The 20777-nt window shown below is 69.1% G+C and carries 20 protein-coding genes; 10 read left to right on the top strand and 10 right to left on the bottom strand.

Going from position 1 to position 20777, the window contains the following annotated elements; translation table 11 throughout:
• Positions 1-10 precede the first annotated feature (10 nt).
• The 3 genes from QHF89_RS30695 to purN all read right to left on the bottom strand — a co-directional run bounded on the left by QHF89_RS30695 (position 11) and on the right by purN (position 3518).
• A complete protein-coding gene (locus QHF89_RS30695) occupies positions 11-1150 on the bottom strand; it encodes a PEGA domain-containing protein (RefSeq protein WP_136965443.1) in 1140 nt (379 codons plus the stop codon).
• A gap of 93 nt (positions 1151-1243) precedes the next feature.
• On the bottom strand, positions 1244-2839 hold the full coding sequence (locus QHF89_RS30700; RefSeq protein ID WP_136965442.1) for an NAD(P)-binding protein: 1596 nt from the start codon (positions 2837-2839) through the stop codon (positions 1244-1246).
• A gap of 13 nt (positions 2840-2852) precedes the next feature.
• Positions 2853-3518: a phosphoribosylglycinamide formyltransferase gene (purN, locus tag QHF89_RS30705; protein WP_136965441.1), complete on the bottom strand. Its 666-nt coding sequence runs from the start codon at positions 3516-3518 to the stop codon at positions 2853-2855.
• Between the two features lie 71 nt (positions 3519-3589).
• Here purN and QHF89_RS30710 point away from each other — a divergent pair, with 71 nt between their 5' ends.
• Positions 3590-4519 carry an esterase-like activity of phytase family protein gene (locus QHF89_RS30710; RefSeq protein ID WP_136965440.1) on the top strand — a complete coding sequence of 310 codons (930 nt, stop codon included), beginning with the start codon at positions 3590-3592 and terminating at the stop codon, positions 4517-4519.
• Between the two features lie 11 nt (positions 4520-4530).
• On the opposite strand, the gene QHF89_RS30715 is transcribed toward QHF89_RS30710, so the two are convergent.
• Positions 4531-5400 (bottom strand): serine/threonine-protein kinase, encoded by an 870-nt coding sequence (locus QHF89_RS30715; protein WP_136965439.1) that lies wholly within the window; start codon positions 5398-5400, stop codon positions 4531-4533.
• Between the two features lie 133 nt (positions 5401-5533).
• On the opposite strand from QHF89_RS30715, the gene QHF89_RS30720 reads away from it, so the two are divergent.
• The 3 genes from QHF89_RS30720 to QHF89_RS30730 all read left to right on the top strand — a co-directional run bounded on the left by QHF89_RS30720 (position 5534) and on the right by QHF89_RS30730 (position 6969).
• On the top strand, positions 5534-5980 hold the full coding sequence (locus QHF89_RS30720) for a hypothetical protein (protein ID WP_284721132.1): 447 nt from the start codon (positions 5534-5536) through the stop codon (positions 5978-5980).
• On the top strand, positions 5977-6510 hold the full coding sequence (locus tag QHF89_RS30725; RefSeq protein WP_136965437.1) for a hypothetical protein: 534 nt from the start codon (positions 5977-5979) through the stop codon (positions 6508-6510). Before QHF89_RS30720 ends, QHF89_RS30725 begins: the two co-directional genes overlap by 4 nt.
• A gap of 222 nt (positions 6511-6732) precedes the next feature.
• Positions 6733-6969 (top strand): hypothetical protein, encoded by a 237-nt coding sequence (locus QHF89_RS30730; protein ID WP_136965436.1) that lies wholly within the window; start codon positions 6733-6735, stop codon positions 6967-6969.
• A 118-nt stretch (positions 6970-7087) separates the two neighbouring features.
• On the opposite strand, the gene QHF89_RS30735 is transcribed toward QHF89_RS30730, so the two are convergent.
• Positions 7088-7549: an STAS/SEC14 domain-containing protein gene (locus QHF89_RS30735; RefSeq protein ID WP_136965435.1), complete on the bottom strand. Its 462-nt coding sequence runs from the start codon at positions 7547-7549 to the stop codon at positions 7088-7090.
• Positions 7550-7753: 204 nt separating this feature from the next.
• Between QHF89_RS30735 and QHF89_RS30740 the strand changes: the two genes are divergently transcribed.
• Entirely contained in the window at positions 7754-8452 is a 699-nt protein-coding gene (locus QHF89_RS30740) for an AMIN-like domain-containing (lipo)protein (protein ID WP_136965434.1), read from the top strand.
• Between the two features lie 38 nt (positions 8453-8490).
• Entirely contained in the window at positions 8491-9936 is a 1446-nt protein-coding gene (locus QHF89_RS30745; protein WP_136965433.1) for a cytochrome P450, read from the top strand.
• Here QHF89_RS30745 and QHF89_RS30750 read toward each other — a convergent pair.
• Positions 9933-10796, bottom strand: coding sequence for a phosphatase PAP2 family protein (locus QHF89_RS30750; protein ID WP_136965432.1), 864 nt, complete (start codon positions 10794-10796; stop codon positions 9933-9935). The genes QHF89_RS30745 and QHF89_RS30750 overlap by 4 nt on opposite strands.
• A 78-nt stretch (positions 10797-10874) precedes the next feature.
• Between QHF89_RS30750 and miaA the strand changes: the two genes are divergently transcribed.
• Positions 10875-11828, top strand: a complete 954-nt coding sequence (gene miaA, locus QHF89_RS30755; RefSeq protein WP_284721133.1) for a tRNA (adenosine(37)-N6)-dimethylallyltransferase MiaA — start codon at positions 10875-10877, stop codon at positions 11826-11828.
• A 4-nt stretch (positions 11829-11832) separates the two neighbouring features.
• Here miaA and QHF89_RS30760 read toward each other — a convergent pair whose 3' ends face one another.
• Positions 11833-12813 (bottom strand): BREX-2 system ATPase PglY family protein, encoded by a 981-nt coding sequence (locus tag QHF89_RS30760; RefSeq protein WP_136965430.1) that lies wholly within the window; start codon positions 12811-12813, stop codon positions 11833-11835.
• 131 nt (positions 12814-12944) lie between these two features.
• Between QHF89_RS30760 and QHF89_RS30765 the strand changes: the two genes are divergently transcribed.
• Positions 12945-14051, top strand: coding sequence for a M14 family metallopeptidase (locus QHF89_RS30765; RefSeq protein ID WP_284721134.1), 1107 nt, complete (start codon positions 12945-12947; stop codon positions 14049-14051).
• A gap of 14 nt (positions 14052-14065) precedes the next feature.
• On the top strand, positions 14066-15595 hold the full coding sequence (locus QHF89_RS30770) for a glycosyltransferase family 39 protein (protein ID WP_136965428.1): 1530 nt from the start codon (positions 14066-14068) through the stop codon (positions 15593-15595).
• Between the two features lie 9 nt (positions 15596-15604).
• Here the strand turns inward: QHF89_RS30770 and QHF89_RS30775 are convergent, their stop codons facing one another.
• The 3 genes from QHF89_RS30775 to QHF89_RS30785 are packed head-to-tail and all read right to left on the bottom strand — an operon-like array spanning position 15605 to position 18370.
• Positions 15605-16231 carry a hypothetical protein gene (locus tag QHF89_RS30775; protein ID WP_136927365.1) on the bottom strand — a complete coding sequence of 209 codons (627 nt, stop codon included), beginning with the start codon at positions 16229-16231 and terminating at the stop codon, positions 15605-15607.
• Complete coding sequence (locus QHF89_RS30780; RefSeq protein ID WP_136965427.1) at positions 16228-17436, bottom strand: methanobactin export MATE transporter MbnM; 1209 nt, start codon at positions 17434-17436, stop codon at positions 16228-16230. Before QHF89_RS30780 ends, QHF89_RS30775 begins: the two co-directional genes overlap by 4 nt.
• A gap of 4 nt (positions 17437-17440) precedes the next feature.
• Positions 17441-18370: an MbnP family copper-binding protein gene (locus tag QHF89_RS30785; protein ID WP_136965426.1), complete on the bottom strand. Its 930-nt coding sequence runs from the start codon at positions 18368-18370 to the stop codon at positions 17441-17443.
• A gap of 203 nt (positions 18371-18573) precedes the next feature.
• On the opposite strand from QHF89_RS30785, the gene QHF89_RS30790 reads away from it, so the two are divergent.
• Entirely contained in the window at positions 18574-20718 is a 2145-nt protein-coding gene (locus tag QHF89_RS30790; protein WP_136965425.1) for a DsbA family protein, read from the top strand.
• The last annotated feature ends 59 nt before the right edge of the window (positions 20719-20777 follow it).

The raw sequence follows: 20777 nt of genomic DNA on the forward strand, positions 1-20777 counted from the left end.
GGCTTCGGGGTCAGAAGCGGAAGCCGACGTCGAGCTTGCCGCCGGTCCGATCGACGCGGGGCAGGACCATGAAGCCCGTCGTGGGTTTTTCCTTCGAGGCCGTACCACTCGTCGCGATGAGGAACACGCCTGCGCCCGCCGCGACGGCCGCGAGCGGGTAGAAGACGAGCTGCAGGAGCTGGCCCATCTCGCCCTTCGAGCAAAGGTTGGCGACGTCGGTGTTGAACGGTTCGCCACCCTGCTTGTTGCGAGCGATGTCGCAGATATTCTCGTCCTGCGTGTGCAGCTTCTGATAGTCGTCGTACTTGGAATCGGTGTTGACCCCGTTCACGGTCACGGTGCCGTAGATCCCGACTGCGCCGAACGCGACGCCCGCGCCGAGCGCGGCGAAGCCGCCGATGCGCTTCCAGTTCGTCGGCGACGTGTCACCGGCGGGGACGGGCGCGACGACCACGTCCGTCGGCGAGTTCGGTTTGACCGTGATCTCGGTGGACATGTCGGCGTATCCGGGCGCCTTCACCACGAGGTTGTGCGTGCCCGAGGGGACGAAGAACGTGCCCTCGCCGTTCGCGAGCGCGCCGAGGGGCTGACCGTCCACGAAGACCTGCCCAGCCACGCTGCCGGCCTTGACCTTCACCTCGCCCTTGGGCGGGCCGTCCGTCAACTTGTTGAGCGCCTCGGTGGCGATCTTCTTCAGCGCCTCGTCCTGCGACTCGGTCAGGTTCGCAGTGTATTCGACCTTGTGGTCCGTCGTGCCCTTGCCGCGCACCCAGAAATGCAGCTCGCCGACGACGTTGCCGCCTTTGCCCTTGTCGAGCTTGCCCCACACGTACCGATCGGCGCGGATCTGATCGGCGATGCGCGACTGACACCCCGCGTCCGGCGGATCCGGGCACTTCAGCGAGAGCGTGAGCACCTCGAGCGAGTAGTCCCCTTCGCCCTGCGACCAACCCGGCGTCGCGCGGACCGCGTTCCGCAGCGCCTTCGTGAGCGCCTCCGCCTGGTCGTCGGCGTCCATCGTTTGGACCGAAATGATGTGGATCGGCAGCGTGTCCGGCCCTGGCTCGGAGGCCTGGGCCGCGCCGACGGACATCCACATCGCAAGCGCGAGCGTCGTCGCTAGACCGTATCGGGGTGCGCGCGTGGTCATCTTGCCGCTCTCTCTCCTCCGCGCGACCACGTTATCCTCCCTTGGGCTGGTTCCGCAATTATGCGGTGACGGGGCGAGGAGGATCACGCTGGCTCAGCCGATCTCGACCTTGCTCCACATGTCGCGGCGCATCTTCTCCTTGCGGCGGTCGGTCCGCGTGACGAGCCGTGCCGCGCCCCACGCCGCGAGGAGCTGTCCCTCTTGCCCGAGGCCGGGCAGCACGCTGCGACCCACGAGCAAGGTGCGCTCGATCGGCCCGCGAATCGGCTCGCCGCCGAGCCCGAGATACCCCGGCGGATCCACGTCGAGCTGCCGGACCATGGGCTCCGGCGCGAGCCCGGCGCCCGCGAGCGAGCCGCGATCCACCGGGCGAAATCGGCCGTCCTCGTACACCCAGACCGGGAGGCCATCGTGCACCGAGTCGACCACGCGCAGGTGACGTTCGAGGAACGGCAGCTCCGCCGCGAGCGTCGACAACACCACTTCGCGCATGCCGAGGACCGGGATCGGGCTCCGATCGGGCAGGAGCACCTCCGCGACGAGCAGCGATTCTCCACGCACGCCGGGCATCACGTGCCGCTCCAGGTGAATCACGGGGCGCTGCGCAGCCGGCGGCGCGCTCGAACGCGTGCCCGCCGCCGCGGCCGTGCGCGCCGTGCTCCGAAGCGCGGGACGATCGCCGGTCAGCACGAAGCTCTCCACGCCGAGAGGCGCGGGCAACCCCTCGTCGCGCACCACGAGCGACACGACGAACCTGCCGACCGACGACGTGATCCGCGGCCACTCGCGCTGGGCGCGCTTGTGGATGCCCTCGCCCCCCGAGAGCGCCGCGAGGCCCTCGCCGTCGAGGTCGGCGATCACGAAGCTCGCGCCCGTCGGCCCCTCGTCGCCGTCGACGACCACGCCCGCGGCCGCGCCACGCCGGAGGTGCAAGGCCCGCGCGCGCGCCGAGAGCATGCAACGGCCGCCGTGCGCCACGATGCGATCGACGAGGAACTGTTCGAGCTCGTCCTCGCCGCCGGGGAGCGTGTAGAGGCCACGCGTCCACGCGCCGTGCAGACGCGCGACCGCGAACGGCGGCGGCAGCGAGGCGAGATCGGTCGCAAACGAGACCGACGACGTCACGACCTGCCGAAAGAAATGCCCGCGCGGCAGCTCGACCAGGAGATCCGCGTCCGGCTCGGCGCGCACGTAGGGCAACATCGCGGCATACCGCCCCGTCTCGCGCCGCTCCCAGAACGTACCGGGCGGCCAGACCGCGTCCCTCTCGAAGGCCTCGTCGGCGGCGCCGTTCACGCGGGCGAGCTCGGCGTAGAGATCGTCCACGACGCGGCGCACCTCGGGCATCTCGCGATCGATCTCGCGGCCGAAGAGCACGAGATCGGGCGGGATGTCGAGCCTGCGCCGCGGCGCGAGCACCTGCATCATGGGGCTCGCCGACACCACGCGTCGCTTCCACGTCTGCGACTGCGCGAGCTCCACGAGCACACGCGTCCACGCGGGCGAGCTCGCCGCGAGCATGGTGAACGCGCGCCTGCGCAGCGTGCGCTCGCCGAGCTTGTAACTTGCGGGCCTCCCACCCTGGCCGAGCACGAGCACCGTGAAGTCGCGCCGCGCGAGCAACGCGGCCGTCACCAGGGCGCCGAGCGATCGGCCGAGGACGACGACGTCGAAATGCTTGGAGGTCACGACGCGCTCTCCCTCAATCGTTCGTCGTCTCGACCCCGAGCGCGCCGGGGACACCCACGAGCTCGACGCGCGCCCTCGCCGCGACCGTGGTCGGCGGATGCACCGTGAGGTGTCCCGCGGCGATCGCGGCGAGCACGTGCACGAGCAGCGCGTGCTCGCGGGCGAGAATCCGCTCGGACAAACGCTCCTCCGTGTCGTCCGGCAGCACCGGCACCGCGGCTTGCGCGAGGATCGGCCCCGTGTCCGTCCCGGCGTCGACGAGGTGCACCGTGCAACCCGTGATCCGCACGCCGTGCGCGAGCGCCTGCGCCTGCGCGGAGACGCCCGGGAACGCGGGCAGGAGCGACGGGTGGATGTTGAGCACGCGAGCCGGGAACGCGTCGAGCAGCACGCTCGTCACGATCCGCATGAAGCCCGCGAGCACCACCCACGACGCGCCGGCTTGCCCGAGCGCGTTCACGAGCGCGGCGTCGAACGACGCCCGGTCCGGGTGATCCTTGTGGCTGATCACGGCCGTCGGCACGCCGGCTTCCCGTGCGCGATCGAGGCCTGGCGCGCCGGCGCGGTTCGAGATCACCAGGCGGACGCGCGCGTCGAGCTTCCCCGCGGCGATCGCGTCGAGGATCGCCTGGAGGTTGCTTCCGCGGCCGGAGATGAGCACACCGAGGTCGAGGGTCATCGGGCCGGGCCATCGTAGCCGAGGATGGGGGACGCGCATCGACCGCGCGCTCGTTCGGATATCATCGCCGTGTGCGCCCTCGTTTTTCGTGCCCCCTTTTCGCGGCTCTCTTGCTCCCGCTCGCGTGCCAGCCGTCGCGCTCCTCGCCCGTCCCGGCCGGAGACGGCGGGACGCCGCGGCAGATCCTGGTGACCGGGACCGACGTGGTGGGCCTCTCGTCGCTCGCGGTTGGCCCGTCCGGCGCGCTCTTCACGATGACGGAGAGACAACCGCTCTTGCTCGAGCTCTCGCCGGACGGGGCCGTGGTCCGCAAGACCGCGGTGAGCGGCGTGCCCGAGGGCCTCGATTTCGAGTCGCTCGCGTGGCTCTCGGGGGAATCGTTCGCGATCGGCACCGAGGGCGGCTGCTCGAAGACGGGCGCCGACCGCATCCTGCTCGCCACGCGCGAGGGCGACGCGGCGCGCGTGACGCGTACGCTCGACGTCCCGCTCTCGGCGTGGGGCGCGTCGTGCGACGAGGGGCATGGCCTCGAAGGCCTGTGCGCCGCGTCGGGGCAGATCGTCGCGGCGATCGAGGACGTGATGAACGGCGAGGGCAAGGCGCGTCATGCGCCGATCGAACGGATCGACCCGGCGACGGGGGACCGGGCGGCCTTTCGCCTGTCGCTCACGAGCACGAAGGACGAAAAAGGAAAAATCTCCGGCCTTGATTGCCGTGCCCGGGGGGACGATCGAATCGAGGTCCTGGCGATCGAGCGGCATTTCGCGGTTTCGCGCATCCTCGCGTTCACGCTCCCTGCGAAAGGCCCGGGGACCGCGGCCCCGATCGAGCCCCGCGTCCTCGTGGACCTCGCGCCGTATTCGAACGATGGCAAACGCAATTTCGAGGGGATCGTTTGGAAGGACGAGACCCACGCGCTGCTCATCGTGGACAATCAATATGGCGAAAAGGTCTCCGGACCGAACGAGCTCCTCGAAGTGACGCTGCCCGGCTCACCGTAACGCATCGTTCGTCAGCGCGCCCCTCCGGGCCCGAGCATTCCAACGAGCGATAGCCACAAGGCCTTCACCGTCGGAAATCGCTGCTCCGGCTCGATCGCGAGCGCGCGCTCCACCCACGTATCGATCCCCGCCGGCAAATCCGGCCGCAGCACGTGCAAGCTCGGCCGTTTGCCGCGCGTGCTCAGTTTCACCACGTCGATGAGCGTATCCGCGGGAAACGGCACCTGGCCCGCGAGCGCACGGAAGATCACGGCACCAATCGCGTATACATCGGCCGCCGGCGTGACCCGATCGGGCCTGCCCTGCCAGCCTTCGGGCGCGATGTACGACGGCGAGCCCACGACGAGCCCTTCCTGCGTGAGCGGCGTCAACACCGAGAGCACCTTGACCAGACCAAAATCGAGCAGCCGCACCGACCCTCGCGCCGTCGATTCCAGCACGAAGATGTTCGCCGGCTTGATGTCGCGATGCACGATCCCCCGCTGGTGCGCGACGTCGAGCGTGTCCACGATCGGCGAGATCAGCTCGAAGAGCTTCGATCGCGAGAGCCTCCCCACCTCACGCTCGTGGTCGGCGAGGAAGCCCTCGAAATCCTTGCCGCGGAGCAACTCCATCACGATGTACATCTGCCCCGACTTCGTGCGGTTCAGCGCGAAGATCTGCACCGCGCTCGTCCCCGACAGGGCGCCCATCGCGCGCGCTTCCCTGCGCATGCGCGTGGCGAACTCGGGCGCGTCCGCGACCTCGGGGCGCAGGAACTTGACGGCCACGGGCGCGCCGATGTCGAGATCCTCGGCCTCGTAGACGGTCCCATGCCCGCCTTCGCCAATCCGGCGCAGGATCCGGTACTGCCCGTCGATCACCTCGTTCACCCGAAACATCCCCCGATCCTCCACAGGCCGCGCAGCCAAGACAAAACCGCGAGAGCCATCCTACACGGAGTGCTGGACTTGTCAGGACGGTGGGTACAGTAACGCCTCTCTTATCCGCGACGCACAGCCGGGAGACCTCACCATGCTCGAACGACGATTCCACTTCCTCGCCGCCCTTCCCCTCGCTCGCGCCGCCGTGCTCGCGGCCCTCACCCTGTTCGGCGCGGCGTGCGGCGCCAAGGTCGTCGTCGATGCCGAAAACGCGACCGGCGACGGCGGCGCTGGCGGTACCGGCGGCGCTGGTGGTACCGGCGGCACTGGCGGCACCGGCGGCCTGCAGTGCGGCGAGGAGCCCACGGTCGGCAAGATCCTCGCCGTGTGCGTCTCCATGGGCGGCGGGGATTTCTGCCCCCCTGCGGGGTCGAGCCTCCTCCCCACGCTCGCCAAAGCAGCGGGCGTCTGCGCCGAGACGAGCCCCACGGCCTGCTGCAACAAACCCGCGTTCCGCCAGGTCGTCTGCGACTTGCCGCCCCAGGGCGACGAATGCTGCTACCACGTCCATTACATCGAAAACGTGAGCTGTCTGTGAAGCCAAGCTGGCGCCTCCTCGTGGCGCTCGCGCTCGTGGGCGGCTGCTCCTCCGCGCCTCCGCCCTCGACGCCGTCGGCGACGCACGCCGCGCATGACCCGCCGCCCGCCCGCAGCACCCCTCCGGAAGACCTCCTCGTGCTTGCGGATCTGCGCGTGCTCCGTTCGAACGAGCCGTACCTCGTGCTCTACCGGAACGGCTTGCTCGTGCAGCGCGGCGAGGTGCTCGGAACCCTGCATTCCGATGGGACGTTCGTCGACCTCGGCGGCACCCTCGCCATCACCATGAACGCCGACGGCACGGTCCCGATCGCTGTGGGCACGCTCGTCCTCGACGAGGCCGGCGTCGCGACGATGCGATCGCCGGACCGCCCGCCGCAAAGGATGCATTTCGACACCGCGGGGCACATCGTCGGCACCGAGAGGGACTTCCACGTCGAAGGAATGACCCTGGCCACGCGCCGGACCGCGATGTTCGTGTTCCTCCTGCCGGATCTCCTCCTCGACGCGCGCCCTCCCCGGATCCAGTAGCCCACATCCCCACACTCGGACATTCCCTGTCCGATCTTGGCCGTCATTTCCCTGGAAATCGCACGCGCATGCGGTAATCTGTGCGCCGTTCCAACGAAGAACAACACGCGGCTCGGCGACGAGCGGCGTGACCCAACGGCGGTTCATCGAGGGGGGCCGGTGAAGGCGCGGAGAGCGCCCCCGGCAACTTGTATCGATCCGCCCTCACATCAGGAGGTCCTCGTGACGCTCGCGATGCATCATTTCGACGGCGTTCGTATCCGCATGCCCATGATCGTGGCAGCCGTTGCTGCTTTTATCCTTCTCAGCGCCGTGCTGCTCGGCGTCGCCTCGTGGATCGTGGAATCGAAGGGGCATTCCGCTTCGGGCAGCATGCAGACGTCGAGCGTGTCGCCCTCGGACGCGCCCGATCCGGTGCGCCTGCTCGAAGATCGGGGCCGCCCCGGACGCCGCTACTGATTCACGTCCCAGGGGGATTTGAAACCACAACACGAACCATCGGGGGCGCTCGCCGGCCGGCCGGCGCCCCCGCGCCCGCCTCCGCGTCGTGTCCCCGGAAACGCCTCCCTGCGCGCCGTCAGTGCACGGGCGGCGGACGGGAGCCGCGCGACGCCACGCCCTGCGTACCGCATCGGATCGCCTCGATGTAGGCCCGCGCTTCCGCCTCGGTCGCGACGAATTTGAACGGGGTCAGGACGCGCGAGGGCCTGAGCACGCGCGCGGCCTTGATCGCGAGGTTCGCGATCGCGCGTTGCTTGAAGTTGCCGCCGTAGATCGCCGTGCCCCGCAGGTTCTTGTTGGTGTCGGATTCGATCGCGAGCTTGCGCGCCTCGGCGCGCACGTGCCCCATCTGCGTGATGTCCGAAAGCCAGAAGACCAGCCCCCCCACCTGCGCTCGGGCCGCCCGGATCAGCTCGAACATCCGCTGCATGTCCTCCAGGGCGACGTCGCCGACGTTCCGGATGTGCACGACATCCGGCGCCTCGAAGCGATAGACGTGCTCCCCGAACCCCTCCCAGCCCGTATCCGATAACGTCATGCAACCCGAAGGAAAAACGCTGATTGTGGGCGCAATGCCCACCCGCACAGGATGAGCCCGCCGCCGCGACCGTGTCAAGCCCCGCGGCGGGCGTTGACGTACGGACGCACCCATTGTAATCGGGCCGCCGACGTCGTCCGCGCCGCGCGCGCCGAGGCCCTTGCGGCCAGGCCCCTTGCGCCAAACGGAGACGCAACAACCCCCATGCGTACGCTCTTCCTGTTCCTGCTCGCCAGCCCGTGGCTCCTCGCCTGTCGTGACGCCGCGCCCGACAGCACCGCGCCCGACAGCACGAAAACCCCCGCCGCCAGCGCGGTGGCGCCGACGACGCCGACCACGGCCGCGCAGCCCCCCGCGGAGCCGCCCGCGAAGGCCGCCGAGCCGCCTTCCTCGGCGAAACCCGCGGAGCCCGCGCAGGGGACGAAGGAGCCCGGGGACACGGCGCCCGAGGCGTTCGAGGGGACGACCGCGCCGATCGAGAAAAAGATCCCCGAGGTGCATACGGTCGAGGTGCGGTCGGTCCGGGCCGGCCGTCACGCGGGATTCGATCGTGTCGTCTTCGAATTTTCGGGCCAGGCATTGCCCGGCTACCGGGTCGAGTACATCGACAAACCCGTGCGCCTTTGCGGCACGGGCGACACCGTGACGGTGGCAGGTGAGGGATGGCTCCGGGTCCGGATGACGCCTGCACGGGCCCACACCGACGCGGGCCTCCCGACGCTCGGCCCCGTCGAGCGAAAGCCGAAGCTGCCCGTGCTGCTCGAGCTCGCAGCGACCTGTGATTTCGAGGGACAGCTCACCTGGGTGCTCGGTGTCGGCTCGAAGAATCGGTATCGCGTGCAGGAGCTCCGTGAGCCCCCGCGGATCGTCGTCGACGTCCGGCACGCCCGCAGCTCCCCTTGACGCGCCTCGCAGGCGCTCCTACCGCCGCAGGAGGGACCATGAAGACCGTCGCAGACATCCCCATCCTGTCGGGACGAACGTTTTCCGGGCACGCGACGGAGTTCCGGACCACACAAGCGGCGATCTTCCTGCGCCTCGCGCGCGAGCTCGGCGACCTCGGGCAGATTCGATTCTTCAACTTCCCGCTCATCGTCCTCTGCGCGCACGAGCTCGCACACGAGGCGCTCGTGGAGAAGCAAAAGAGCTTCGAAAAAAGCCTCCCCACGAAGATGATGTTCTACCCCTTCGCCGGCCGTGGCCTCTTCACGAGCGAAGGCGAGCCGTGGCGCAAGCAACGCAAGCTCATGGCGCCGCTCTTCCACCCGCGCGCCATCGAAGGGTATGCGCCGATGATGAACGACGTCATCACGCGCTGCCTCGACGACTGGCAGGACGGCCAGATCCTCGACGCCGGGCGCGAGATGACGCGGATCACGATGGGCATCGCCGCGAAGATCCTCTTCGACGCCGACACGCTCGACGAGTCCGACGAGATCAGCGCCGCGATCCGCGCGATGTTCAACTACCTCGGCGAGCAGACCGCCAGCGTCTCGCTCTTCGTCCGCGCGACCTTGGCCCAGCTCCTTCTCCAGCCGCAACACCTCCCCGCGCCGCTCGAACGCGCACGTGAAGCGACGATCGAGGCCCTGCACCGGCCCGTCCCCCTGCCCACGGCCGAGCGGCGCAAGCTCTTCGCCGCGATCCGGACGGTCGACGACCGCATTCAGCGCATGATCACCGATCGCCGGCAAAAAGGCGGCGACCGGCCCGACCTGCTCTCGCGGCTGCTCGCGGCGCGCGACGAGGACGACGGCTCGTTCATGACCGACCGCCAGGTGCGGGACGAGGCCATGACGTTGTTCATCGCCGGCCACGAGACGACGGCGACGTCCACGACCTGGTGCCTCTATTTTCTCGCGCGCCACCCCGAGGTGTACCGCCGCTGGAAGCAGGAGGTCTCTGGCCTGTCCGGAAAAACCCCGACCGCCGAGGAGGCTTCCCGGCTCGAATACACGCGCGGCGTCTTCCGCGAAGCGCTGCGGTTTTATCCGCCGGCCTTCGCGATCGACCGTGTCGCCATCGAGGACGTGGAGGTCGGCGGATACCACTTGCCCAAGATGACGTCGATCATCGTCCCGATTCACGCGCTCCACCGGCGCGCGTCGATCTTCCCCGACCCGGAGCGCTTCGATCCGACGCGCTTCTCGGCGGAGAACGAGGCGAAGCGACCGCGCGGCGCCTACATGCCCTTCGGCGCCGGCCCGCGGGTCTGCATCGGCGCGACCTTCGCCACGCTCGAAGCCGAGCTCCTGCTCGCGCAGATCGCCCAGCGCTTCGATTTCGAGCCCGTGAGCGACGCGCCGATCGGCCCCGATTACACCGCGGTCCTCCGCCCCGAAAGACCTGTCCTCCTCCGCGTCCGCGCGAGGCGCGCCGCGAACTAATCCAAGATCCCGCTGAAGCCCACGAACGGCCCGCCGCCGGGCAGCGGGCTCGCCATCATCCCCGAGAGCCGCGCCCCTGCGTCTTTGCTCGGGTTCGCGCTCGGCCGGTGCAGCCACGGCACCACGAACCCGACGGCCGATCCGACGATCGCGCCGACCATCACGTCCGAAAAATAATGTTTGTCCGCGGCCATGCGCAGATACCCCGTGGCCGTGGCAATCGTGAGCCCCGTCGCCCAGATCCAGGGCGCCGCGCGATATCCCTTCAGCGTGGCCAGCGTCCCGGCCGAGACCGCCGCCGAGAACGTGAACGACGTGTGCCCGGAGAAGAAGGAAAGGTTGTTGTCGCGGTTGTCCCGATCCTCGGGCGATACGGAGTTGTATTCGAGCAGCGGCCGCTCCCGCGCCACGGAAAACTTCACGATTTGCGTGAGGTCTGCAGCCACGACCATCGACTGCAAAAGGACGATCACGTCCGTCCCCCACTCCGCGAGCGTGCCGCCGTTCGCGTACACGACGGCCGCGTCGAACCCGAACGCGGCGAGCGGCGCGAGCCCATACAACCCGACATCGCTGATCCGGGCCGCCGTCTTCGTGTTGTTCCAGCGCAGCGTGCGCGCGATCGAATCGTCGAACCCCGGCGGGCTGCACCATCGGCACGTCGCCGGCGCGATCTTCGATTTCAGCACCTCCGTCGTGATCCACGCCGCGCCGCCCACGCCGATCACGGTGAGATCGATCGGCAGGTTCACCCGCATCATCGGCCGGGCGGGCGGAGGCTCTTGTGCCGAGGCCACCCCCGGCGCGGCGAGGCACGTGACGAAGGCAAACGAAAGCAGGAAGCGCGGCTTCGAGGACATCCGGAGATGCTACAGGAAGTCCCCCGCGCGGAAGACCCCTCGCGGGCCCGAACGATGCGCCCGAACGATCACGAAACCGTGGATGCCCGTCCCCCGGACGAAAACGACGAGCCGAACGAGCCCCCTCGAACGGCCCCCTCGTGGCGCACGATCGAGCCGCCGCGCGAGGGCGAGCTCCTCGTCGTCGTCGGCCCCACCGCGAGCGGAAAAACCGAGCTCGCGCTCCGCCTCGCCGAGACGTTCGGCGGCGAGATCATAAACGCCGACAGCGTGCAGATCTACCGCGGCTACGACGTCGGTTCGGGCAAACCCACGGCCGAGGAGCGCGCGCGGGCCCCGCACCACCTCGTCGACATCGCCGACCCGCTCGTGCCCCTCGACGCGCAGACCTTCGCCGGGCTCGGCGAGCGCGCGATCGAGGACGTCAAACGCCGCGGCCGCGTGCCCATCGTCTGCGGCGGCACGTACCTCTGGATCAAATCGCTCGTCTACGGCCTCGCCCCCGCGCCGCCCGCCGACCCCGCGATCCGCGCGCGGCACGCAGCGATCGCCGAGGCCGAAGGGCGCGCGGCCCTGCACGCCATGCTCGCCGCCGTCGACCCCGAGAGCGCCGCGCGCCTCGCGCCAAACGACCTCGTCCGCGTGAGCCGCGCGCTCGAAATTCACGAGCTCTCGGGCAAACCGCAGAGCCAGTGGTTCGCCGAGCACGGCTTCCGCGAGAAGCGCCACGACACGCGCCTCGTCGGCGTCGCCTGGCCCCGCGAGACGCTCGACGATCGCATGCGCGCGCGCGTCCGGCGTTGGCTCGACGCGGGCTGGATCGACGAAGTGCGCGCGCTGCTCGGCGCGGGCCACGCCACGGCGCGACCGATGGGATCGGTCGGATACAAGCAGGTGCGCGCGCACCTCGAAGGCGAGCTCCCGCGGGAGGAACTCGAAGACACGATCGTCCGCGCGACACGCGTCTTCGCGCGCCGCCAGCGCACGTGGCTGCGCGACGAGCCCGTCCTTTACGTCGCGCTCGACGCCTGATCCATCACGCGCCCTTGTCGCTGATGTCGAGCGTGATCACGAGCGAGAGCAACGCCGGCCCCTTCGAGGCTTCGAGCTTCTGCTCCACCTCGCGCACCGCCTCGGCCAGGAGCGCGCGCGCGGACTTTCGGTCGGGCATCGATCCACGCCGCTCCACGCTCACCCGCGTGAACGGCAAGACGCCCTCCGACGCCAGCGTCTGCGTGAGCGACTTGCGCTTCGTGCTCTCTGCGCGGGACCGCGTCGCGCTCGGCGGCGGCGTCCCGCGCGACGCCTCGATCCGCACCGCGGCAGGCGCCACGACGCTCGCGAGCACCGCGCTCTTGGGCAACACGCCATCCTCGGGAAGGCCGTGCAGCGGCGCTCCATCAGCGCTCGGCATGCCGCTCAGGAGATACGCCTGCGCCGCGCCCGCCACCATGCGCAGCTCCACCGACAGCGACCGCCGCATCTCGTCCTGCCGCAGGATTGCGCGCGCCTCGCGCAGATACTTGGACGCCGAAAGATCATTCTTCTCGCGCCCCGCGAGCTGCTTGAGCACGCCGAGCACCAGCGGATCGTCGAGCGTCTCCAGCGAATCGTCCGCAGCGCCGAGGCTCGCCTGCACGGCCGACGAGCTCGTCTCGAGGCGCGCGGAGGCGAGCGCCTCGACGATCTCGCGGGCTTCGCGCAGCGACCTGCTGGCGAGCGCCTCGCAGAGAAGGCGCGCGCTCCGGGCCGTGCGCAGCCTGTCGCAGTCGTGATCGATGCCGAGCTCGCTCATGCGTGCTTCGAGCACCTCGACGAGCTTGCGCGTCGCGGGCGTGATGGCGCGGACGACCTCCAGCACCTTGCGCGCGAACTCTTCCAGGGCCTTCGCAGAGAGCGCGCGCTCCGTCAGGCTCACGCCGAGGATCCCCGTCCCGAGGACGACGGCGCGCGCCCATGTCGTCGTTTCCGGCAGGGAGCCTGCGCTGCTGTCGATGCCCGTCCTGCTCTTCCCCATTCGACCTCTCCGCGGCGGAGTATAGGCGAAACGGCCCCGCACGCCGGGGCCTTCGCCATGTGCGGGACACACCCGCGCGCGGGCCCACGATCGCTCCCCGCTCGCCCGCTCTTCGTGGCATGATGCATTTCATGCACGTCGACGCGGACCTCTGCGGCGGAAGCATTGTCGTCACGGGCCACCACGGGGCCGAGGCCGAACTCTCCTTGCGCGCCGACAGCGCCGCCGGCATCCGGCAATGGTTCCATTTCCGGGTTCGAGGCGCGCGCGGCCGCCACGTCGAGCTCACGATCCACGACGCGGGCGAGGCGATGCACCCCGACGCCTTCCACGGCTACCGCGCGCTCGCATCGTATGACCTCGAACGATGGTTCCGCGTCCCCACCCATTTCGATGGACGCCGCCTCGTCCTCCAGCACCGGCCCGAGCACGACACGGTCCATTATTCGTATTTTGCAGCGTATCCCCTCGATCGCCTCGCTGCGCTCCTCTCGGTCGTCGATCGCTCGCCGCGGGCGCGCGTGCTCCCGATCGGCGCGAGCGTCGAGGGACGCCCGATCCACCTCATCGTCCTCGGCGAGGAGCACCCGGGCAAGCGCCGCCTCTGGATCACGGGGCGGCAACATCCTGGCGAGACGATGGGCTCGTGGTTCGTCGAGGGCGCGCTCGTCCGGCTCCTCGCCGAGGACGACCTGGTCACGGACACGCTCCTCCACGAGGCCGTGGTGTACGTCGTGCCGATCGTGAACCCGGACGGCAGCACGCGCGGCAATTTCCGCACGAACGCGGCCGGGCGGGACCTCAATCGTGAATGGCAGGCGCCGAGCCGCGAGCTGAGCCCCGAGGTCGCCTCCGTACGCAGCGCCATGGAGCAGGCGGGCGTGGACCTCTTCCTCGACGTGCACGGCGACGAGCACGCCGACGCCGCGTTCGCCATCGGCTGCGCGGGAAACCCCGGCTACTCCGAGCGCCTCTACGAGCTGGAACGGCGCTTCACGCGGAGCCTCGCGCGGCGCGACGGAGGTTTTTCCTCGGAGCTCGATTATGGAGCGGACGACCCGGGCAAGGGTGATCTGCGCATCGGAAACAACTGGGTCGGCGAGCGCTTCGATTGCTTGTCGATGACGATCGAGATGCCGTTCAAGGAGGGCCCGAGCGGCTTCGGCCCTGACCGCGCCGCCGAGCTTGGTCGCTCCTCGCTCGAGGCCGTGCTCGAATCTTTGGGCGCGCTGCGCTAGGGTAGCGCCCCTCGATGCTTGCTCGGCTCCTCCCCCTTTGGCGGCGCCTCCCCGCCTTCCTCGGCCGCGGCCTGCCCTGGCTCGTCGGCCTCGGCGCCGTCGCGTACGTCGGCATCTATCTCGTGCTCGCGGTCCTGCACCTCCGGTATCCATTCGAGATCGAATGGATGGAAGGCGGCGCCGTCGACCACGTCCGCCACATCCTCTCGGGCAAACGCCTCTACGATCGCCCCACGATCGATTTCGTCCCCTTCATCTACACGCCGCTCTACTTCTACGTCTCCGCGGCCGTGAGCAAGCTCTTCGGCCTCGGTTTTTTCTCCCTGCGCCTCGTCTCGGTTCTCTCGTCGCTCGGCTGCCTCGCGTTCATCGCGCTCTTCGTGCATCGCGAGACGAAAAACCGCCTCGCGGCCGTGCTCGCGGCGGGCCTCTTCGCGGGCACGTACCGCGAGAGCGTCGCGTTCATGGATATCGCGCGGGTCGACTCGCTCGCGCTCCTCTTTTTGCTCCTCGGCCTCTACGTCCTCCGCTTCCGCGAGGGCCTCGGCTTCCGGCTCCTCGCCGTCGCCTTGTTCCTGCTCTCGTTCCTCACGAAACAATCGATGCTCGTGGCCGCGGCGCCTCTTGCGGCGTATGCGCTCTTCGCGGACGGGTGGAAGCGCGGGCTCGGGTTTGGCGTGGCGCTCTTCGGCACGATCGGCCTCTCGGTCCTCGCGCTCGATCGCCTGCACGGCGGCTGGTTCCGTTATTACGTCTTCTTTTTGCCCTCGCAGCACCCGAACGTGCCGGCAATGTGGGTCGATTACTGGGTCGACGACCTCTTCGCGCCGCTCGCCGTCTCGTTCGCCGCGGCGCTCTACTGGTTCGCGGCCTCGGGCGAGGGCGCGCGAAAGGCGCGTCTCTTCTGGTTTTTCGCCGCGGCCGGCGCGCTCGGGACCTCGTGGGGCGGGCGCCTGCATGCGGGCGGCTGGCCGAACGTGCTCATGCCCGCGTTCTCCGTGCTCGCCATTCTCTTTGGCCTCGGCATCGCCACGGCCCTCGAGAGCATCGGCCAGGCGCCGGAAGCCCTGCGGGCCCGCCTGCGCGCCGCGGCGTTCGGCGTCGCGGCCCTCCAGCTCGCCTGCGTCATCTACGATCCTCGCCGCCTCGTGCCCTCGCGCAGCGACGAGCAGGCGGGCCACGCCTTCGTGAAGAAGCTCGCCGCATTGCCCGGCGAGGTATGGCTCCCGGCGCACGGCCACCTCCCGACGCTCGCGGGCAAGCGCCCGTTCGCGCACGAGATGGCGATGCAGGACATCCTGGGCATTGGCGGCGGCCCGCCGGGCATCGCGCTCCGGGACGAGCTCCGCGAGGCGCTGAAGACGCAGCGCTTCGGCGCGGTCATCCCGGATACCGATTTCTACAAGAAAGAGATCAACCTGTTTTACCAACGCAACGAAAAGGACCCGCCGCTCTTCGGGGGGAACGATTTCTTCCCGGTGACGGGGATGAAGACGCGACCGCGGGGGGTGTTTTCCCCGCGGCCGGCGGGGCAGCGGCGGTGAGGCGGCGGCTCACGGCCCGATCGAAAACGTCACCGCCTCCCCCGTGAACGGCCCTCCGTCCTGCGCCACGCGGTTGTCCTCGAAGATCGCGTTCGTCACGACGAGCGTCACCGGCTCCCCCGTGAGCGCGAGTTTCGTCCACGAGGCCGCGTCGAACGTGTACGAAAGCTCCGTCGTGAAGACACGCACGAGCTCGGGGCTCTTCGGCGTCGAGAACACGAGCAGATACGCGCGGCCGTTCACCGGCGCCCCGTGCGCCCAGGCCTCGCGCGGACCGAAAAACGAGGCGATCGCCTTCGCGGCCCCGACAAACCTTTCTCCCGCCGAAGGCTCGCGCGCCGCGGAGGACCCGCCCACGTGCCATTCGATCGTCGGCGGCACGTCCTTCGGCAGCGTCGCGCCCGCGGCCGGCGTGTCCACCACCACGCCTTGCGCCGCGTCGGTCTTCGGCGCGGCCAAGAGCAGCGCTTCGAGCGCCTCGTCCGTCGCCGCGCCCGTGTAGATCACGCCGGTCAGGTCCGGCTCGTTCGTCGCGGGCGGGTTCTCCGTCTCGCCTCCGCACGCGCCCACGCTCGTCCCGACGAACACCGCGCCGGCGAGCGATACGATTCCCACGATTCGTCCGATTCTCTTCACGGCATTCCTCCCGCGCTGTCCTGCTTCCAAGGGTCCGCGAAGCGCGGATCGGTGAGCAGCGCATCGTCCGTCAGCGCCGCGAGGAAAGCAAGCACGTCAGCCTTCTCCTCCTCGGTCAACACAAATCCATTGATGAGTTCGCTCTTGTACGGGTTCGTGCTCCCCACGCCCGCGTACGGGCCATCCGCGATCGTGCGCCCGCCGGCCGCGTAATGATCGAGCACCTCGCTGAGCGTTGCAATGCTCCCGTCGTGCATGTAGGGCGCCGTGAGCGTGATGTTGCGGAGCGTCGGCGCGCGGAACCGGCCCATGTCCGTGGAGACCTGGGTCACCTCGTAGACGCCTCGATTGCCCTCCGGATACGCGCCCGTGCCGCCGAGGTTGTAGAGGCCCGTGTTGTGGAACATCGTCTCGGTGAACGTGCTGCCGTCGTGCACCACGGAGTCCGAGAAATTGAAGCCGCCGTGGCAATGGAAGCACTCGAGCTTCTCCGAGAAGAACAGGTCCTTGCCGCGCTTCTGGGCCTCCGACAGCGCCTTCGAATCGCCGGCGTAGTTGTACCGATCCCAGGCCGATTGGTAGGAGATCACGCTGCGCTCGAACGCGCCGATCGCCCGGACCACGTTCTCCAGCCGCACGGGGTCCGCCTCGTCTGGAAACGCCTTCGGAAAGAGCGCCTCGTACACCGGCTCCTTGCGCAATCGTTCGAGGAGCACGTCTTCCTTGCCCGCGAGCCCGAGCTCGACCGGCGTCTCGCCAAAGAGCGGCAGGAGCGCCTGCTCCTCCAGCTCCGTGATCAACGGGTTTGCCCAGGTGAGCGTCGACAGATAGCCCACGTTCACGATCGACATCGAGCTCCGCGGGTGCACCTCGCCCGTCGATCCGAGCCCGCCCGCGCGCCCATCCGTGAACGCGAGCTTCTGGTCGTGGCACGACGCGCAGCTCTGCGTCTCGTTCCCGGACAACCGCTTGTCGTAGAACAGGCGCCGGCCGAGCTCGACCTTGTCGACCGACATCGGGTTGTCCGCGGGGACCTTCGGCTTCGGATACCCCGCGGGCAGGCCAAAATCCCAGGTCGCGGGGGCCGGGGGCACGGGCGCGGGCGGCCCCTCCCCCTCCCCACCGCAGCCTGCGAAGGCGCCAAGAAGCAAAAGCGCGGCGAAAGACCCCCGCGCGGCCAAGGGGAGGAGGGGAAGGTATTTCATGGGTTCACTCCGCCACGAAGAGCTTCTGTTCGTCCGGATGAACCGACCCGTCATCCACGTGAATGCCAAGCCGGCCCATGACGGCTTGGCATTCGGTGTCGTCGAAGCCCGCCATGCAGCCCGGCGCGCCGTCCACGTTCTGCGAGACGTCATTCTCCGCGACGAGCGCCGCGTAATCGACGACGATCTTGCTCATCAGCGGATCAAAGTCCGTCAGGCGCACCTCCGGGCGGTTCGGCCGCTCGCAAGCCGTGACCGCGCCCGACGCGTCCTCCGTACAGCCCGTGCTGCCAATGTGCACGTTGAACGCCCCGCCGCCCGCCGTCGGCGCCGCATCCACACGGAGGAACTTGTACCCGCCGTTCCAGTTCCAGAACAGCGCGCTCAGGTTGAGCGGCGAAGGCGCCGCCGCCGCGTCGCCGTGGTTCAGCTCGAAAGGCACGCCGACCTTGAACGTGATGCCTTGGTAACTCCCGGCCTGCACCCTGCCCTTGATCGTGGTGTTCGTCTCGCTGGTGCCGTTCGCGCAGGCGCCGGCCTTGTTCTCGAAATCGAGGAGCGCCAGGTTCTCGTGTTGCCACAGCCCGTCCTGCGTGAGCTCGACCGGGACGTCGCTGCCGTCCTTGCGCAAAAGGCGCACGTCGTGCACGTAGAGCCGAAAGTCGGAGATCCGCACCTCGGTGGACGCACTTCCCGCGGTGTAGGTCTTTCCGCAATCGAATGCCTCGTCTCCGACGCGCCCCTCGAACGCGACCTCCACGTCGAGGAGGTTCGGCCCGCCGCCGCCCGATCCACCGCCGCCCGATCCGCCGCTGCCGCCCGCTCCGCCGTTGCCGCCCGATCCGTCGCCGCCTCCGCCGCACCCTGCGACGAGCGCCGCGCCGAGCGCCACGATGAGCCACCTTCCCAACGAAGTACCAAGTTCAGAAGCCACGTCTCACCTCCGTCCGAAAGCCATGAACCCGTTTCCGTGTCCAGGCAATGCGACAATTTGATGCATCCCCCGTGCCACTCGGATCCGTGTCTTTGCTTCGGCTGCGCGGCGCCATTGACGGAACCTCGTGGGGATGTTGAAGCCACGTGGATCCGCGCGCAAGCCGCGTGCGTCGTGGCGACGTTTCTTGTAGGGTGCCGGCCATGCTCGTGAAGCTCTTCCGAATCGGGTTCGTGACGGCCCTCTCGGCCGCAGTCGCCTGCGGCCCGGCGCCGACGCCGCAGGCCGCCTCGCCCGGAGACGGGTCCCAGGGGCCCGCTGATCAGGGCGCGAACGGCGCCGCCGCTGGAAAGGGCGCCGAAACCGCCGGCCGCGGCGGGGACAAAGGCGCAGGCGCGCCACGTGCCGCCGGCGCAGCCGAAGGTGACGGAGAAAGGGCCCTCGTCGGCGGCGCCGAGGACGACAACACCGGAAACGGATTCCCCGTGCGCACCGTGGCCCCCGCCGAAGTCGGCACGTGGACCGGCGGAACCGAGGCCGACACGGGCGAAGGCGCGAAGAGCCCGGTGCCCGTCACGGCCGCGGATCCGAGCTGGGGCAGCCCGAAAGCGCCCGTCACGATCGTCGCGTTCTCCGACCTCGAGTGTCCGTTCTGCGCGCGCGCCGCGGGCACGCTCGCGGAGCTCGGAAGAATCTACGGCAAGGACCAGCTCCGGATCGTCTGGAAAAACTTCCCGCTCGTGTTCCACAAGAATGCGCGCCCGGCCGCCGAGACGGCGATGGCCGTGTTCAAGCTGAAGGGCTCGCCCTGGTTCTGGGCCTATCACGACGCGCTCTTCGCCGGCCGGCTCGACCCGCAGGTCATCGACGGCTCGCTGCCGCGGGGCATCACGCGCAAGTTCGTCGATGCCACGCTCGCGAGCGGCGAGATCGGCAAGAAGCTCGACGAGGACATCGAGCTCGGCAAGAAGCTCGGCGTGACGGGCACGCCCGCCTTTTTCATCAACGGCGTGCACCTCTCCGGCGCGCAGCCGGTCGACAAGTTCCGCGCCGTCATCGACGAGCAGATCGCGGCCGCACGCAAAGCGACGGCGAGCGGCACCGCGCCCGAGAAGGTCTATGCGGTGCTCTCGGCGCAGAATTACCAGAAGCCCGAGGACCGGCCCGGCGCGAGCCCGAGCCAGGCCGAGGACACGAAGACGGTCTGGCGCGTGCCCGTCGACGGCTCGCCGGTGCGGGGCAAGAACACGGCGCTCGTGACGCTCGTGATGTTCACGGATTTCCAGTGCCCGTTCTGCGTCAGGGTGACGCCGACGATCGAGCAGCTCGCCCGCGATTACGGCGACAAACTCCGAATCGTGTACAAGAATAACCCCCTGCCCTTCCACAAGGACGCCGAGCCCGCGGCCGAGCTTGCGCTCGAGGCACGCGCGCAAAAAGGCGAAGCGTCGTTCTGGCAGGCGCACGACCTGCTCTTCGCGGCAAACGGCAAGCTCGCGCCCGAGGACCTCGAGGCCATCGCGAAGAACCTCGGGCTCGACGTGAAGAAGGCGAGCGACGCGATCGCGAAGAAGAAGCACAAGGCCCGCATCGAGCAGGACCTGGACCTCGCCGACGACGTGCAGGCGAGCGGCACGCCGCACTTCTTCATCAATGGCCGCCGCCTCGTCGGCGCGCAGCCGATCGACAAGTTCAAGGCCCTCATCGACGAGGAGATCACGAAGTCGGAGGCCCTCGTCAAGAAGGGCACGCCCGCGGCGAAGCTCTACGACACGATCATCAAGGACGGCAAGGCCGCGACGTTCGAGAAGGTGAAGGCGATCCCCGCATTCACGAAGGAGAACCCCACCAAGGGCCCGACGAACGCGAAGGTCACGGTGCAGATCTTCTCCGATTTCGAGTGCCCGTTCTGCAAGCGCGTCGAGCCCACGCTCGCCGAGCTCGACGCGGCCTTCCCGGGCAAGATCCGGTTCGTCTGGCGAAACAAGCCGCTGCCGTTCCACAAGAACGCGATGCCCGCCGCGCTGGCGGCCATGGAGGCGTTCAAGCAAAAGGGCAACGACGCCTTCTGGAAGATGCACGACGCGTTCTTCCAGGACCAGACGCAGCTCGACCGCGCCGGCATCGAGCGGACGGCCGCCGCGCTCGGGCTCGACGTACAGAAGGTCCTCGCCGCGATCGACGGGCAGACGCACAAGGCGCTCATCGACGCGGACATCAAGGCCGCCGACGACGCCTCGATCTCGGGCACGCCGACGTTCGTGATCAATGGGTATCTCATCTCGGGCGCGCAGCCGCTGTCGAAGTTCAAGAAGGCCGTGAACCTCGCCCTCAAGGAAGCGAAGTAACCCCCCGGCGCCGGGCCACGTCGGGGTTTCGACGTGGCCGGCCTTCCGCCGGGGGCACG

Source organism: Polyangium sorediatum (assembly GCF_029946465.1).
Lineage (GTDB): Bacteria > Myxococcota_A > Polyangia > Polyangiales > Polyangiaceae > Polyangium > Polyangium fumosum.